The sequence below is a fragment of the Streptomyces sp. NBC_01429 genome (genome assembly GCF_036231945.1).
Taxonomy (GTDB): domain Bacteria; phylum Actinomycetota; class Actinomycetes; order Streptomycetales; family Streptomycetaceae; genus Streptomyces.
In genome coordinates this window covers 478,744-494,322 of record NZ_CP109599.1, presented here as the reverse complement: position 1 = coordinate 494,322, position 15,579 = coordinate 478,744, and the positions used below count along the sequence as shown (strand labels likewise).

The window sequence follows — 15,579 nt, the reverse complement described above, 5'->3', positions numbered from 1 at the left end:
CACCCGGCGCCATGATGGTCCGACGCGGTGGGCGTCGCCGTGTCCTGTGTGGTCAGAGAAGATTGAGTTCATCGTGTTCGCGAGATTCCGCCGGCTGACGCTGGCGGGTGAGCTGCTCGTCCTCCAACTCGCCATCATCGTGGTGGTCGTGGCGGCCGTCGGCGCGCTCTCGCTGGCACAGTCAGAGGCGACCTTCGACCGGGTCGAGGGACGCCGGGTGACGGCGCTCGCGGAGCAGATGGCCTGGAACCCGCTGGTACGCAGCAGACTCGGGAAGCCGGCGCCGGGCGAGGTGCTCGCCCCGCTGGTGCACAGTACACAGGCCCAGTCCGGAGTGACATCGGTGACCGTCGCGGACGCCGGGGGACGGACGGTCGCCTCCACCGACCCCACCCTGATCGGCACACCGCTGCCCCTCGGCGACAGCGACGCCGCCGAGGGGCGCGGCTGGTCCGGCCACATCGAGATCGACGGAGCCCACGAGCTGGCCGCCCGGGCGCCGGTCCTCGGCGAGACAGCCGCCGACCGGGGCCGGCAGCTGGGCACGGTGATGATCGGGGTGGCCGCGCCGACGGTGTGGGAGCGGCTGGCCGGCGCCTCCTCGTACCTGGTCCTCTATCTGGGTATCGCCGTCGTCCTCGGTGTCCTCGGATCGTGGCTGCTGGCTCGCCGCATCAAACGCCAGACCCTCGGCATGGAGCCACGCGAGATCACCGGCCTCGCCGAACACCGGGAAGCCATGCTCTACGGCATCGCCGAAGGCGTGATCGCGCTCGATCCCGCGCTGCGCGTCACTCTGGTGAACGAGGTGGGGCGCCGGCTGCTGGATCTGCCCGAGCGCTGCGTCGGCATGAGCCTGACCGAGCTGGGCATCGGGGACCGGCTCTACGACGTGCTGGCGGGCAAGAGGGAGGACCCCGGCGCCGCCGCCAGGGACGCGGGTGACGAGATCGCCATCCGGGGCGGCCGGGTGCTGGTGATGAACCGGATGACCGTCGTCAAGGACGGCCGCTCCCTCGGCTCGGTGACCACGCTGCGGGACCGTACCGAACTGGCCAGACTCGAACGCGAACTGGGCTCCTTCCGCTCCACCACCGAACTGCTCCGCGCCCAGGCGCACGAGTTCGCCAACCAGCTCCACATCATCTCCGGGCTGACGCAGATGGACGAGCCGGACGAGGTGCTGCGCTACATCCGCGTGCTGAGCGGCCACCGCAAGTCCCTGGACCTCCAGGTGACGAGCCGGATCGACGACACCGCCGTCGCCGCCCTCGTGATGGCCAAGTCCTCACTGGCCGCCGAGCGCAAGGTGAGGTTGCGGCTCTCGGAGCGCACGGCGCTGCCGAGACTGGAGCCCGGGGACTCCGCCGATGTGGCGACGGTGACCGGGAACCTCGTGGACAACGCCATCGACGCCGCCGCCGGGACCGTCGGTGCGGGCGGCGGCGGTGGCGGGGGTGCGGTCGAGGCGTGGGTGGAGGTCGAGCTGCGCCACGACGCCTCCGGCGTGGAGATCGTGGTACGGGACTCGGGGCCGGGGGTCGCGCCGGGACTGGCGCACGAGGTCTTCGCCCGGGGCTTCACCACCAAGGCGGCCCGGGGCGGCGAACGCGGCATCGGGCTGGCGCTCACCCAACTGGTCTGTACGCGCAGGGGCGGTGAGGTCGCGGTCGCCAACACCAGCGACGGCGCGGTGTTCACCGCGCACATGCCCGTGGGACACCTCGCCCACGAGACGGCGGACACGGCGGACACAGCTGAGACGGAAGAGACGGAAGAGACGGAAGAGACGGCGGAGACGATGGAGACGGTCCGATGATCGACGTACTCGTGGTCGACGACGACTTCATGGTCTCGCGGATCAACAGCGGATTCGTCGACCGGTGCGAGGGCTTCCGCGTCATCGGCGAGGCGAACTCCGGCGAGCAGGCGCTCGCACGGGTCGCGGAACTCGACCCGGACCTGGTGCTGCTCGACCTCTATCTGCCCGATGTCTTCGGACTCGACGTCGTCAGCCGCCTCAGGGCGACGGGGCACGACTGCGACGTCCTGGTGGTCAGCGCCGCGCGCGAGCTGGAGTCGGTGCGCGGAGCCGTACGCCGCGGAGTCGTCAACTACCTGCTGAAGCCCTTCGACTTCGACGACCTGCGGGTCCGGCTCGAACAGTACGCCGCGCAGCGGGCGAGCCTGGACAACGCCGTCATCAGCGGCCAGACCGATGTGGACCGGCTGCTGACCCGTACCGGTACGGCGGGACCGGCCGCCGCTCCCGCCGTACCCAAGGGGATGAGCCCCGAGACGGCGGATCTCGTCACCCGCGCCCTGCGCGCCGCCGACGGGACCCTCTCCGCCAGCGAGTGCGCCGTCCTCATCGGGATCTCCCGGGTCAGCGCGCGCCGCTATCTGGAGCACCTCACCGTCACCGGCAGCGTGGACGTCTCCCTGCGGTACGGCGTGGCCGGCCGCCCGGAGCGCCGCTACCGCTGGCTGCCGGCCGAGCGCGCCGGGAGCCGGTCCCGAGGCTGACGCCTCCCCGCCACCGTACGAACACGTCCGCCCGTGAGACGTGACGAACATGTTCGTCACGTACTTGTTCTGCACGAACATGTTCGTTACGGTGGAAGGCATGGACCCCCGCACCGAACCGCGCAGCCGCAGGGAGCGCCCCGCCAAACCGGCCCTGAGCCGGGCCGTGATCGTGGCCGCCGCCATGGAGATCACCCGGGCCGAGGGGCTGCGGAAAGTCACCATGCGACGCCTGGCGCGTGAGCTGGACACCGGCCCGGCCTCGCTCTACGTCTACGTCAGCAACACCGCCGCACTGCACGCGGCGATCCTCGACGAGTTCCTGGGAACGGTCGAGGCCCCGGCCGAGGGGGAGTGGCACGAGCGGCTGGAAGGGCTGCTCACCGCGTACACCGCCGTACTCCTCGCCCATCCGGGACTGGCCGCGTCCGCGCTGGTGGCCCGCCCCGGCGGGCCGTGCTACCTGGCCCTGCTCGAAACACTGCTGCGGCTGCTGGACGAGGGCGGGGTGGCCGCAGGGCGGGCCGCCTGGGGCGTGGACGCGCTGCTGCTGTACGCCACCGCGACGGCGGCCGAGCACGCGGGCCGGGACGGCGCGGACGACGAGCGGGACGACTGGGACGCCCTGACCCGCGCCATCGACGCGGTGGACGAGCGCACCCACCCGCGCATCGCGGCCCTCGGCTCCGCCTTGCTGTCCGGCGCGCCGCGCGAGCGTCTCGCCTGGGGCTTCCGCGCCCTGATCAACGGCATCGCGCGCACCCCGGTCCCGTCCGCCGCCCCCGACGGCGGCCCACTTTCCGCCCGCGACCAAGGAGCAGCATCATGAGTACGCACCATCGCATCGCCGTCGTGGGCGCCGGTCTCGGCGGCCTGACGCTGGCCCGGGTCCTGCACGTCCACGGCATCGAAGCGGCCGTCTACGACCAGGAGGCGTCCCGGGACGTGCGCCACCAGGGCGGCATGCTCGACATCCACGAGGAATCCGGCCAGGCGGCCCTGAGCGCCGCCGGGCTCCTGGACGACTTCCGCCCGCTGGTCCTGCCGGGAGGGGAGGCCACGCGGGTCCTCGACCGGCACGCCGAGGTCCGTATGGCGCGGGAGGACGACGGTACGGGCACCCGCCCCGAGGTCGAACGGGGGCAGCTGCGCGACCTGTTGCTCGACGCGCTGCCCGAGGGCACCGTCCACTGGGGGGCCAAGGCCGCCGACGTCCGTACCCTCGCCGACGGCCGGCACGAGGTGACCCTCGCCGACGGCGCCGTGTTCACCGCCGACCTGCTGGTCGGGGCGGACGGCGCCTGGTCCAGGGTGCGCCCGCTGGTCTCCGACGCCCGGCCCGCGTACACCGGCTTCTCGATGGTCGAGGTGAACCTCCGCGACGCGGACACCCGCCACCCCGTCAGCGCCTCGGTCGTCGGCGGCGGGACGCTCTTCGCGCTCGGCGCGGAGCGGGGCTTCCTCGCGCACCGCGAGTCCGACGGCTGCCTGCACACCTACGCCACGCTCAGGGTGCCGGAGAACTGGGTCTCCACCATCGACTTCACCGACACCCCGACCGCCAAGGAGGCCGTGCTGGCGCTCTTCCCCGACTGGGACCCGAGCCTGCGGGCGCTGGTCGCCGACGCCGACGACGCCCTGGTCCCGCGGGCGGTCCACGCCCTGCCCGTCGGTCACCGCTGGGAGCGCGTCCCCGGGGTGACGCTGCTGGGCGACGCCGCCCATCTGATGTCACCCTTCGCCGGGGAGGGCGCCAACCTCGCGATGATCGACGGGGCCGACCTCGGCCTGGCCCTGGCCGCCCGCCCCGATGACACCGAGGGCGCGCTGACCGCGTACGAGCGGGTGATGTTCCCGCGTGGTGAGTCCGCCGCGGCCGGGTCCGCCGCCAACCTCGTCATCTGCTTCGCCGCCGACGCGCCCCGGGGCCTGCTGGAGATGTTCGCCTCGGTGTGAGCGTCAGTGCTCCTTCACACCGCTCACCTCGTTCACGGCCTTCGGCAGGGTCACCGAGGCCGACCGCTCACCGGAGGCGAGGTCGATGGCGATCAGCTTCTTGTGCGCGGGGTCCGACACGTACGCGGTGGCGTCCCGTACGAACAGCGCCGGGCGCGGCTGCTGCCAGTCCAGCGGCTCCTGCCACGGGCCGAGGGCGGGGATCTTCTGGGTGACCTTGCCCGTCGTGGGGTCGATGACATGGATCCGGCCGTCCGTCCCCAGGACGAGCGCCTCACCCCGCGGGCCCCGGGCGAGCGAGCGGAACGTGTAGCTGGTGCCGAGGTCGACCAGCCGGAGCTTGCCCGTCGCCGTGTCGATCAGCGACACCTGTTCGGGGCGTTCCAGCTCCGCGTCCTTGTCCTTCTTGTAGTCGCCCAGCACGATCGGTGACGCGTCGGATCCGGCCTGGTTGCCGATCCGGCCGTACGCGTCGGGGCTCTTGACCTTCTTGATGGCGCCGTCACGGTAGATCAACACGCCGTTCTCGCAGCCGATGACCACCGCTTCGTCGCGCGCGGTGGCCTCGCCGTGCACCCCGGGGCACTCCTCGCTGCGGACGATCTCCTCGCGGTCCTTGTCCAGGACGGTGATGCCGACCCGCTTCTCCTCCGTGCCGAGCGTGGTCACCAGCTCGCCGTTGGCCAGTTGGATGGCCACGCCGTGGTGCGCGGAGGCGGAGGTGTATGTCTCGGCCTGCGGCTTCGTGTCACCGAGGTCCTTCGGGTCGAAGACGGTGACCTCGCCCGTGCCGTCGGAGAACAGCACCGTACGGCCCGCGTGACGCACGACGTGGCCCGGCTTGGCGCCCTTGAACTCGACGTCCGTGAGCCGCCGCCCCACCGCGTCCATGACGCGGAAGCCCGCGCTGGTGGAGACCATCACGTGACGGTCGTCGCCCGCCGGGTTGACCCGGTTGAACCCTGCCAGCGGTATGTCCTCGGCGAGCTTCAGCGTCGCGCCGTCCAGGACGTACAGACCGCCGTCGTACGTGGTGACGACCGGGTTAGCGACCGGCCGCGCCGACGGGCCCGACGAGCTGTCCGCCTTCGCGTCCGACGGCTCCGACGTCGTACCGCCGCACGCGGTGAGTGCCGCGGAGCCCGCCAGCAGCAGGGCGATGGCGGCTGTCGTTCTGGGGCGTGTCATTTTCTTCCTCATGTGTTTCCTTCTTCCTCGCGGTTGCTGTCGCGCGGTGTCATGCGGTGCTGAGACCGGCGGTGATGGACGCGGTGTTGGCGCGCATCATTTCCAGATAGGTGGCGGCTCCTTCGCCTTCGGCGGTGAGGGATTCCGAGAACAGCGGCACGATCTCCACGTCGATGCCGCTCTCGCGTCCGAGCACCTGGGCCAGCCGGTCCGGCTGCGAGGCGTCGGCGAAGACCGCCCGGACGCCCGCCTTCTCGATGGCGTCGGCCAGGGATTTGAGATCCGACGCGCTCGGTGAGGCCAGGGTGGTGCCGCTCGGGATCACGGCGCCGACGATCCGGAATCCGAAGCGCTGCGCCAGATAGCCGAAGACATGGTGATTGGTCACCAGCCGGCGTTTCTCCGGCGGTATGCGGTCGAACTCCTCGCGCATCCAGCCGGTCAGCTCGTCGATCTTCGCGGAGTACTCCGCCGCGTTCCTGCCGATGGCCGCCGCGTCGACTCCCGCGACCTGTTCGACGACCTGTCCGGCGATGAGATCCACGGCCTTGGCGACCCGCTCGGGGTCGGTCCAGAAGTGCGGGTCCAGGGTGTCGGCGCTCTCGCCCGACCCGTACCCGAGCGGGTCGACCCCCTCGGCCACCGCCAGGGTGGCGACGCCCGCCGCCCGCGCCGCCTCCACCGGCCGCAGGACGTTCTCCTCCAGGCCGAGCCCGTTGTACACGACGAGGTCGGCCCGCTCGATGGACGCGGCCTGGGGCGCGGAGATGCCGAAGGAGTGCGGATCGGCGTGGGGACGCATCAGCACCGTCACTTCGGCCTCGTCGCCGACGATGTTGCGGGTGATGTCACCGAGGATGTTCGTGGTGACCACCACACGGGGGCGGCCGCGGTCCTGCCCGGCGCAGCCGCTCACCCCCAGGAGGAGCAGCACGCAGAGCACCGGCAGCAGATACGACCGGGCGGGGACGGACCGGCCCGGCGTGGACCGGTGCGGGGCGGATCGGTGAAGGGCGGATCGGCGCGGGCCGGATCGGTGAGGGTTCGTCATCGTCCGGTCTCCACCATGTACGTGGGCGCGAAGCCGAGCGGGAAGGTACGGGCGAGCCGGAGCCGGTCGTTGTAGTCGATCTCGTAGACCTTGCGCGCGGCGGCGTCATTGACGTACGCCCGGCTGGTGTCGACCTCGATGACGGCGGACGCGGCTCCCTTCGCGGAGAGCAGTGGCACGCGGGCCGTGCGCTCGCCGGTGCCGGTGTCGTACGCGCTGAGGGCGCCGTCCTCGCCGAGCGCGAGCAGGGGAGCGCCCTCGCCCGCGGTGTTGACGGCGACGACCGGGCCCGTCTCCACCCGGGTCCAGGTGCGGTCGGTGACGTCGAGGATCCAGACGGCGTCGTCGCCCGAGGTGGCCACGAGGGTGGTGCTGCCCGCGCGGTGGCGCAGATCCACGGCACGCTCCGAGGCGCTCACCCGGGTGCCGTAGGAGATCTTCTCCGCGCTGAAGGCGCCCTTCTCCTCGGTGACCAGCAAGGCTCCGTCGGAGCATCCGAAGACCACGCCCCGGCGGGTCACGGCCGCGCCGCCGGCCGCCGCACACGGTTCGCCGAGTGTCGCCACGTCCGTACCGTCCCTGCTCAGGATCCGTACGGTGGCGCGTTCGGCTCCCGCCGAGGCGACCAGCAGATGTTCCCGGTACGGGACGACCGCTCCCCGGCCCGCACCGGCCAGGGCCCGGCCGCGGCCCGCGCTGCCGCTCTCCAACTTCTCGCGGTCCAGCAGCAGGGCGGTGCCCGTCCCGGAGGAGAGCGCGGTCAGGGCCGGGTCGCCGTGGACATGGGCGGGGGCCGTCGCTTCGATCGCGCCCACGTCGCGGATTCCGGTCCGGTAGTAGTGCACGTGGTCGCCGTGGTCCACCGTCCAGGCGCCGCTGTCGAGGACGCGGGTCGCGCCGGCGGCGGTGAGGTAGGCGAATCTGCCGTCGGCGCGCAGCCCTTGAACGCCCTCGGCCCGCTTCAGCGGCGTGACTTCTCCGCCGATCAGGTCCAGCACCCCGACCGCGCCGGTCCCCGCGTCCGCCAGTACCAGCCGGGACTGCTGCTCCGAGGTCTCCTCGGCTCCCTCGACGTAACCGTGGGGGACGGGCGCGTCGCTCGACCGCGCCTTCGGGTCCGGCCGGTCGCCGCTGCCGCCGCCGTCTCCGCGCTGGCATCCGGTCAGCAGCGCGCAGCCGACGAGAACGGCGCAGGACAGCACCGTCGCGGTGCGGATTCCGCCAAGTGCGCGGGACGCGGCGGGCGTTGTGAGTGTCATGAGGGGTGTCCGTATTCCAGGTGCGGGCGGTCGGTGCCGGGTGCGAGTGTGATGGAACGTGCCAGCCGGTCGCGCAGACCGGCCGCCAGAGTGGAGAGCGCGAACTGAAGGAGCGCGGTCGCGGCGATGGTCGCCCCCGCGGCCGTGTGGAGGTGCCAGGAGAGCAGCAGCCCGAGGAAAGTCGCGCTCATCCCCAGACAGGCGGCGCCGGTCATGATCACCGGGATACGGCGGGCCCACGGCAGCACGGCCGCCGGGGGCGCGATCAGCAGGCCGAACACCAGCAGGGTGCCCACGACATGGAAGGACGCGACGATCGCCAGGGTGAGCAGGCAGAGCAGCGCCGTGTGCGCGACCCGCGGCCGCAGCCCCAGTGTGTGCGCCTTGCGCTCGTCGAAGGCCAGGGCGACGAACGACCGGTGTCCCCGCACACACACCGCCAGCGCGACACACGCCGCGAGCCCGAGGTAGGCCAGATCGACCGGGCGCACGGCGAGCACCTCACCGAAGAGGAACCCGGTCAGGTCGACGGCGAACGACTGGGAGCGGGAGACGATGATCACGCCCAGCGACAGCATTCCCACGAACAGCAGCCCGATGCTGGTGTCCTGCGACAGCCGTGGTGACCGGCCGACCACACTGACGCCCAGCGCCATGACCGCCGCGCTCACCGCCGCGCCCACCAGCAGATTCGCCCCGAGGAGCGAGGCCAGCGCGATACCGGGAAGCATGCCGTGGGACATGGCGTCGCCGAAGAACGCCATACCGCGCAACACCACCCAGGTGCCGGCGAGGGCGCAGATCAGCGACACGAGCATGCCGCTCCACAGGGCTCGTTGCACAAAAGCCACCTCGAAGGGGCCCGTCAGCCATTCCATGCACCGGACCTTATAATGAAAATGATTATCAATACAACAAGAGGCTGGGAGGCGGTCGCGTGATCCGCGAACAGGTGGTGCTCCATGAACAGGTGGTGCTCCAAGAGGTGTCGGCCGGTTATGCCGGCCGTGCGGTGCTCCAGCGGCTCACCGTGGAGATACCGGCGTTCACCACCACCGCCGTGGTCGGCCCGAACGGCTCGGGCAAGTCCACGCTGCTCGGCGTGCTGGCCGGTGTGATCCCCGTGACCGGTGGAACGGTGACGCACAGGACCGCCCGCCGCCCGGCGTTCGTGGTGCAGCGCAGCAGGGCGGCCGACACGCTGCCGCTCACCGTGCGGGACGCCGTGGCGATGGGGAGGTGGGGGCACCTCGGATGGCGCAGGCGCCTCTCACGCGGTGACCGGGCGGTGGTCGAGGAGTGCATGGAGCGACTCGGCATCGCCGCCCTGGCCCACCGCCAACTGGGCGAGCTGTCCGGTGGGCAGCGCCAACGCGCCCTGGTGGCCCAGGGCTTGGCCCAGGACGCGGACCTTCTGCTGCTCGACGAACCCACCACGGGCCTGGACGCGACGGCCCGGCGTCTGATCGCCGACGTACTCGCCGAGGTCACGGCGGACGGTGTCACGGTCGTCCAGGCGACCCACGACCTGGACACGGCCGCGACGGCGGGACACGTCCTGCTGCTGCGCGAGGGAGCCCTCTGCGACGCGGGGACACCGGACACGGTGCTGGGCGGCCGGCCCGCCGAGCGGCTGACGAGCGCCGAGGCATCCCCGAGCGGACCGTCGTGAGACCGGGCGGTGCGACCCGTATCAGCCCGTTGGCGCAGCGGTCCCGACGGCGGCTTCGCCGGACGCTTCGCGCGGAGCCAGCCCCTGCGCCCTGAGCTGGCGGGCCTCCGTCGATTCGATGCGTGCCGCCTGGGACCGGGTGATGACATCGCACACCCAGTCCCAGTGCAGCGCCACCAGGTCGCCGGGGGCGACACCCGGGATCAGGGACCGGCCGCCCCGCGACCAGCGTACGGACTCCCGGCGCGGTGGACCGGGGACCAGGTGGGTGCCCGTCCAGCGCAGGGCCCGGGACTCGACGGTGGCCGACTCGCCGTGCACCGAACGGACCACGCCCGTACGGATACGGCACCGGTCGAGGACCGAGAGCGCCGTCGGATGGGCCGAGACCCGCAGCAGGCCGGCCCAGGGGTACACGTCGAAGACCTGGAAGCTGTGGTGTGCCAGCGCCCGGCCGGACGCCTCGCGCCAGGTGCCGCCCCGCTGGCCCCGGAAGCGGTCCCGCATCCGGGCCAGCAGGGCGGCGGGGTCGGTCAGGTCGAGGAGTTCGTTGCCGATCCAGTACGCCTCCACCACCCGCTCGTCCAGGGGGTCGGGGATGCCCGCGCTCTCGGCGAGCAGTTCGAGATAGCACCAGGCGCCCTCGAACCGCCGGGCGCTGCGCTCGATCCCCGCCGTCGCCTCCGCGCGGAGCAGGGCGGAGGCGTCGGCGGGGCCGCAGTAGCCGAGTTCGTTGGGCGGATAGGCGTACCGCGCGAAGAGGATCGCGCCGCGCTCGCTCATTCAGCAGATCCTCGGCAGCTGTTCCCCGACCGGCAGGCCGACCACCCGGGAGCCGCCCAGACCGGTCCTGGCGACCACCATGCCCGGATGCTCCGGCACACACGTGCCGATCCGGCGCGCCCCGCGCCCCAGCGGATGGCCCGTCATAGCGGCGAGGACGCGCTCGGCATCGTCGGCCGGCACGATGGCGATCAGCTTGCCCTCGTTCGCCACCTGGAGCGGGTCGAGCCCCAGCAGGCTGCACGCGTCCCGCACGGTGTCCGGTACGGGCAGCTCCCGCTCGATCAGCTCGACACCGACCCCGGAGGCGGTGGCGATCTCGTTGAGCGAGGCCGCCACACCTCCGCGCGTGGGATCGCGCAGGACGTGTACATCGGCGCCGGTCGCGATCATCGCGCCGACCAGTCCGTGCAGGGGCGCGGTGTCGCTCTCCACCGTCGTACCGAACTGCAGGCCCTCCCGGCAGCTCATCACCGCCACGCCGTGCACTCCGATGTCGCCGCTGATCAGCACGGCGTCACCGGGCCGCGCGCGACGCGGGCCGATGTCGACGCCGTCGGGGATCACACCGATCCCCGAGGTGTTGACGTACACACCGTCACCACTGCCGCTGTCGACGACCTTGGTGTCACCGGTGACCAGCCGGACCCCCGCCGCCCGCGCCGCCGCGCCCATGTCCTGGGCGATCCGGCCGAGGTCGCTGAGCGCCGTCCCCTCCTGGAGGATGAACGCGCAGGACAGGTAGAGCGGTACGGCGCCCGACATCGCCAGGTCGTTCACCGTACCGTTCACCGCCAGGTCGCCGGTGGAGCCGCCGGGGAAGAACATCGGCTTCACCACGAACGAGTCCGTGGAGAAGGCGAGCCGGGCGCCCGCGCCGACGGTGAGCACCGCGGAGTCGCCCAGTTCGGACGCGGCCGCCGAGCCGTACGCCGGGAGGAAGAGGTGCTCGACCAGCTCGGCCGACATCGCACCGCCGCCGCCGTGGCCCATCACCACCGTCGGGGTCTCGCGCAGCGGTACGGGGCAGACCCAGCTCTCGAAGTCCAGCTCGGCGCCCTGCGCGGAGGGGAGAGCCGTCGTCCCGGTCATCTCTGTCACATCAGTCACTTCGCATCGACCAGTTCCAGTCGGCGGTACGCGTAATACGCGGCGCACGCCCCCTCGGTGGACACCATCGTGGCGCCCAGCGGATTCCTCGGTGTGCACTCCTTGCCGAACGCGCCGCACGCGTGCGGCTTGATCAGCCCCTGGAGGACCTCGCCCGACCGGCACAGCGACGACTCGGCCGTACAGATCGCCGCCACGTCGAACCGGCGCTCGGCGTCGAACTCGCTGTACTTCTCCGCCAGTCGCCATCCGCTGAGCGGGATCATCCCGATGCCGCGCCAGGTCCGGTCGGTGACCTCGAAGACATCCCGCAGCATGTCCATGGCGGGCAGGTTCCCCTCGGCGCGCACGGCCCGCGGGTAGGCGTTCTCCACCTCGTGGCGGCCCTCTTCGAGCTGGAGAACGGTCCTGCGGACGCCCTCCAGGATGTCGAGCGGCTCGAAACCGGTGATGACGATGGGGACCCGGTACCGCTCCGCCAGTGCCGGGTACTGCGCGGTCCCCATCACACTGCACACATGCCCGGCGGCCAGGAACGCCTGGACCCGGCAGGTGGGGGACTCCATGATGGCCGCGATCGCGGGCGGCACGAGGACGTGCGAGACGAGCAGCGAGAAGTTGCGCACCCCGAGACGGCGTGCCTGATGGACCGTCATGGCGTTGGCCGGGGCGGTCGTCTCGAAGCCGATACCGAAGAAGACGACCTCCTTGTCCGGGTTCTCGCGGGCCAGTTTCAGCGCGTCGAGCGGCGAGTACACGACCCGTACGTCACCGCCCGCGCTCTTCACGGAGAACAGGTCCTGCCCGCTGCCCGGCACCCGCAGCATGTCGCCGAACGAGCAGAAGATGACACCGGGACGCGCGGCGATGGCCAGCGCCCGGTCGATGATCTCCAGCGGCGTCACACAGACCGGGCAGCCGGGACCGTGAATCAACTCGATCTGGTCCGGGAGAAGTTGGTCGATGCCGTGCCGGATGATCGAGTGGGTCTGACCGCCGCAGACCTCCATCATCGCCATCGGGCGGGTGGTGGCCGCGTGGATCTGGTCGAGCAGCCGCTCGGCCAGCTGGGGGTCGCTGAATTCGTCCAGGTACTTCACAGGTCCGTTCCTTCCACCGAGTCCCGCTGCCTGGCGGCCAGTTCGAAGCCGTCCCCGAACTCCTCCTCCAGGATTCCGAGCCTCTCGAAGTTGGCCAGGGTCTCCCGGGCCGATGCCTCGTCGAGCCGCTGGATGGCGAAGCCGACATGGACGACGACGTATTCACCGACCGCCGCGTCGGGGACGTACTGGAGGCAGACCTCCTTGCGTACGCCCCCGAAGTCGACCTCCGCCATCACGGCGCCGTCGACCTCGGCGGTGCGCAGGACGCGCCCCGGGACTGCCAGACACATGGTGCCTTCCTTCTCTGCGGGTCGTGAGTGGCTCTCGGTCTCGGGTGTCAGCCGCCGGCCGCCGCGATCAGCAACTGTCCGAAGGCGAGGCCGCCGTCGTTGGGCGGCAGCAGGCGGGGGCGCAGGACGGTGAAGTCCCGTTCCGTCAAGGCGCGATGTGTCGCTTCGAGCAGGACCGCGTTCTGGAAGACCCCGCCGCTCAGCGCCACCACGCCGAGCCCGGTGCGCTCGCGGCACATCTCGGCGAGGTCCGCGGTGAGGCGGGCGGCGGCCGTGTGGAAGCGCGCCGCGATCAGCTCCGGCGCGACGCCCGCCCGTACGTCGGCGGCCACCGCGCGGATCACCGGCCCCGGGTCGGCGAGCACCGGCTCGCCGGCGCCCGCACCGTCCCGTACGGCGAAGGTGAAGGCGTAGGCGTTTCCGGCGGGCTCCGGCGGCGCCGCCCGGGCCAGGCCCTCCAGCTCGATCGCCGCCTCCGCCTCGTACGCCACCTCGTGCCGTACGCCCGCCAGCGACGCCACCGCGTCGAAGAGGCGGCCCATGCTGGACGTCGGGACGCAGCCGAAATCCGTCGCGAACTGGTGCGCCAGCACGTCGCGTTCGGCCGTCGGGCAGGCCGCCACCGGGGGCAGCTCCTCGGCCCAGCCGACACCGGCGGCCCGCAGATGCGCGAGCGCCATCCGGTACGGCCGCAGCACGCTCGCGTCGCCGCCGGCCAGCGGCACGTACGCCAGGTGCGCCGCCCGCTGGTACGACTTGTAGCCCGCGATCAGCACCTCGCCGCCCCACACCGCCCCGTCGGCGCCGTGTCCGGTGCCGTCGAAGGCGAAGCCGATGACGCTCTCGCCGGGACCCAGGCCGTGCTCGCCCATCACGGAGGCGATGTGCGCGTGGTGGTGCTGCACGGTGCGCACGGCCCGGCCCCTGGCGTGGGTCCGGGCCCAGGTGCCGGAGCGGTAGCCCGGGTGCCGGTCGGCCACCAGCTGCTCGGGGGCGACGCCGGTCAGCAGCGAGAGATGGTCCGCCGTGCGGGTCAGCGCCTCGACCGTGGACAGGTCGTCCAGGTCGCCGATGTGCTGGCTGACCCAGGCGTAGCCGCCCTCGCCCAGCGCGCAGGTGTTCTTCAGATCGGCGCCCGCCGCCAGCAGCGGCGGGATCTCGAAGGGCAGCGCGAGGGGCAGCGGCGCGTACCCGCGCGATCTGCGCACGGGCAGTTCGGCGCCCGCGACGAACCGGCTCACCGAGTCGTCGCACGGCACCTGGATCGTCCGGTCGTGCCGCAGCCAGGCATCGGCCAGCGGGGCGAGTGCGGTCAGCGCCCTCGCGTCGTCGGTGACGATCGGCTCGCCGGAGCGGTTGCCGGAGGTCATCACGAGCGCGTCGGGCCCCGGGGCGTCGTCGCCGAGGCCGAAGAGCAGCACGTGCAGCGGCGTGTACGGGAGCATCAGCCCGAGATCCGGGCTCCCGGGCGCCACGGCGTCCGCGACGTCCCTGCCGGGGGCGGGGGTACGGCGGGCCAGCAGCACGATCGGCTTTCGCGCCCCCGCGAGCAGCGCCCGCTCGTCCTCCGTCATCGTCACCAGCTCCTCGGCCGCGCCGAGGTCCGCCACCATGACGGCGAAGGGCTTGCCGCCCCGGCCCTTGCGCCGCCGCAGCCGGGCGACGGCGGCCTCGTCGCGGGCGTCACAGGCCAGGTGGTAGCCGCCCAGTCCCTTCACCGCGACGATCCGGCCCGCCGCGAGCAACCGCCGCGCGGCGCGCAGCGCCGCATCACCGTGCAGTGGCGCCGCGCCGTCCTCGGCGACCAGTTCGAGCCGGGGACCGCAGGCGTGGCAGGCGATCGGCTGGGCGTGGAAGCGGCGGTCGAGCGGGTCGAGGTACTCCGTCCGGCACTCCTCGCACATCGCGAACGCCGCCATGGTGGTCGCCGCGCGGTCGTAGGGCAGACCGGTGACGATCGTGAACCGGGGGCCGCAGTGGGTGCAGGTGATGAAGGGGTGACGGTGGCGCCGGTCGCCCGGGTCGCGCAGCTCGGCCAGACAGTCCTGGCAGGTCGCGACATCGGGGGAGACCAGGGTGCGGGCCCGGTCGCCCCCGGTGGACTCCTCGATGGTGAACCCGGTGCCGCCACACGGTGGTTGGTCCGTCTCCGTGACGGATTCCACGACCGCCAGTGGGGGAGGCCCGGAGCGCAGCCGACGGCCGAACTCCGTCACCGCCTCCGTATCGCCCTCCACCTCGGCGATCACCCCGGCGGCGGTGTTGGCGACCGAACCGGTCAGGGCGAGTTCGGCGGCGGTGACATACACGAACGGGCGGAACCCGACGCCCTGGACGACGCCGCGCACCTCGAAGCGGCGGCGGACCCGGTGCTCCCCGGGAGCGTCCTGCGCCTGCTCCTCCTCACGGACGCCGCTGCCCATCATCTCCAGCCCCGACAGCGCCTCGGCCGCCTTCGCCTCGTCGATGATCTCCATCGCGAAGCCCATGTGGAGCAGCACCCAGTCACCGGCGGCCGGGGGCGCGTCGAGCATGCCGATGTTGATCCGGCGCCTGGCGCCCTCCACATCGACCAGGGCGAGCTGGTCCGCGTACCCCGCGACGATCTCCACGACGCGCCCGGGAATGCCGAGACACATGA

14 protein-coding genes are annotated in these 15,579 nt (G+C 72.2%); 5 read left to right on the top strand and 9 right to left on the bottom strand.

The features are described 5' to 3' along the window. Positions 1–73: 73 nt before the first annotated feature. The 4 genes from OG627_RS02250 (at position 74) to OG627_RS02235 (ending at position 4,482) form a co-directional block, all read left to right on the top strand. The gene (locus OG627_RS02250) at positions 74–1,819 is read left to right on the top strand and encodes a sensor histidine kinase (protein ID WP_329060849.1); all 1,746 of its coding nucleotides are present in this window, start codon (positions 74–76) and stop codon (positions 1,817–1,819) included. Further along, positions 1,816–2,526: a response regulator gene (locus OG627_RS02245; RefSeq protein ID WP_329060847.1), complete on the top strand. Its 711-nt coding sequence runs from the start codon at positions 1,816–1,818 to the stop codon at positions 2,524–2,526. The genes OG627_RS02250 and OG627_RS02245 overlap by 4 nt, the downstream gene beginning before the upstream one ends. A 100-nt stretch (positions 2,527–2,626) precedes the next feature. Next, the gene (locus OG627_RS02240; RefSeq protein WP_329060846.1) at positions 2,627–3,355 is read left to right on the top strand and encodes a TetR/AcrR family transcriptional regulator; all 729 of its coding nucleotides are present in this window, start codon (positions 2,627–2,629) and stop codon (positions 3,353–3,355) included. Continuing rightward, positions 3,352–4,482 carry an FAD-dependent oxidoreductase gene (locus tag OG627_RS02235; RefSeq protein ID WP_329060845.1) on the top strand — a complete coding sequence of 377 codons (1,131 nt, stop codon included), beginning with the start codon at positions 3,352–3,354 and terminating at the stop codon, positions 4,480–4,482. The genes OG627_RS02240 and OG627_RS02235 overlap by 4 nt, the downstream gene beginning before the upstream one ends. A 3-nt stretch (positions 4,483–4,485) precedes the next feature. Here OG627_RS02235 and aztD read toward each other — a convergent pair whose 3' ends face one another. From aztD to aztB, 4 genes are read right to left on the bottom strand one after another with little or no spacing between them, the layout of a single operon-like run. Beyond that, positions 4,486–5,670, bottom strand: coding sequence for a zinc metallochaperone AztD (gene aztD / locus OG627_RS02230; protein WP_329060843.1), 1,185 nt, complete (start codon positions 5,668–5,670; stop codon positions 4,486–4,488). A gap of 49 nt (positions 5,671–5,719) precedes the next feature. Continuing rightward, a complete protein-coding gene (aztC, locus tag OG627_RS02225) occupies positions 5,720–6,721 on the bottom strand; it encodes a zinc ABC transporter substrate-binding protein AztC (RefSeq protein ID WP_329060840.1) in 1,002 nt (333 codons plus the stop codon). After that, positions 6,718–7,980, bottom strand: a complete 1,263-nt coding sequence (locus OG627_RS02220; RefSeq protein WP_329060838.1) for a hypothetical protein — start codon at positions 7,978–7,980, stop codon at positions 6,718–6,720. Before OG627_RS02220 ends, aztC begins: the two co-directional genes overlap by 4 nt. Next, positions 7,977–8,858, bottom strand: coding sequence for a zinc ABC transporter permease AztB (aztB, locus tag OG627_RS02215; protein WP_329060837.1), 882 nt, complete (start codon positions 8,856–8,858; stop codon positions 7,977–7,979). The genes OG627_RS02220 and aztB overlap by 4 nt, the downstream gene beginning before the upstream one ends. Positions 8,859–8,917: 59 nt before the next feature. Between aztB and aztA the strand changes: the two genes are divergently transcribed. Next, a complete protein-coding gene (gene aztA, locus OG627_RS02210; protein ID WP_329060835.1) occupies positions 8,918–9,652 on the top strand; it encodes a zinc ABC transporter ATP-binding protein AztA in 735 nt (244 codons plus the stop codon). A 21-nt stretch (positions 9,653–9,673) separates the two neighbouring features. On the opposite strand, the gene OG627_RS02205 is transcribed toward aztA, so the two are convergent. From OG627_RS02205 to hypF, 5 genes are read right to left on the bottom strand one after another with little or no spacing between them, the layout of a single operon-like run. Beyond that, on the bottom strand, positions 9,674–10,435 hold the full coding sequence (locus OG627_RS02205) for a DUF6390 family protein (RefSeq protein ID WP_329060833.1): 762 nt from the start codon (positions 10,433–10,435) through the stop codon (positions 9,674–9,676). Further along, the gene (gene hypE, locus OG627_RS02200) at positions 10,436–11,527 is read right to left on the bottom strand and encodes a hydrogenase expression/formation protein HypE (RefSeq protein ID WP_329072289.1); all 1,092 of its coding nucleotides are present in this window, start codon (positions 11,525–11,527) and stop codon (positions 10,436–10,438) included. Between the two features lie 14 nt (positions 11,528–11,541). Beyond that, complete coding sequence (hypD, locus tag OG627_RS02195; RefSeq protein WP_329060831.1) at positions 11,542–12,645, bottom strand: hydrogenase formation protein HypD; 1,104 nt, start codon at positions 12,643–12,645, stop codon at positions 11,542–11,544. Next, a complete protein-coding gene (locus OG627_RS02190; RefSeq protein ID WP_329060829.1) occupies positions 12,642–12,938 on the bottom strand; it encodes a HypC/HybG/HupF family hydrogenase formation chaperone in 297 nt (98 codons plus the stop codon). Before OG627_RS02190 ends, hypD begins: the two co-directional genes overlap by 4 nt. A gap of 47 nt (positions 12,939–12,985) precedes the next feature. Continuing rightward, on the bottom strand, positions 12,986–15,577 hold the full coding sequence (hypF, locus tag OG627_RS02185) for a carbamoyltransferase HypF (RefSeq protein ID WP_329060827.1): 2,592 nt from the start codon (positions 15,575–15,577) through the stop codon (positions 12,986–12,988). Positions 15,578–15,579 lie beyond the last annotated feature (2 nt).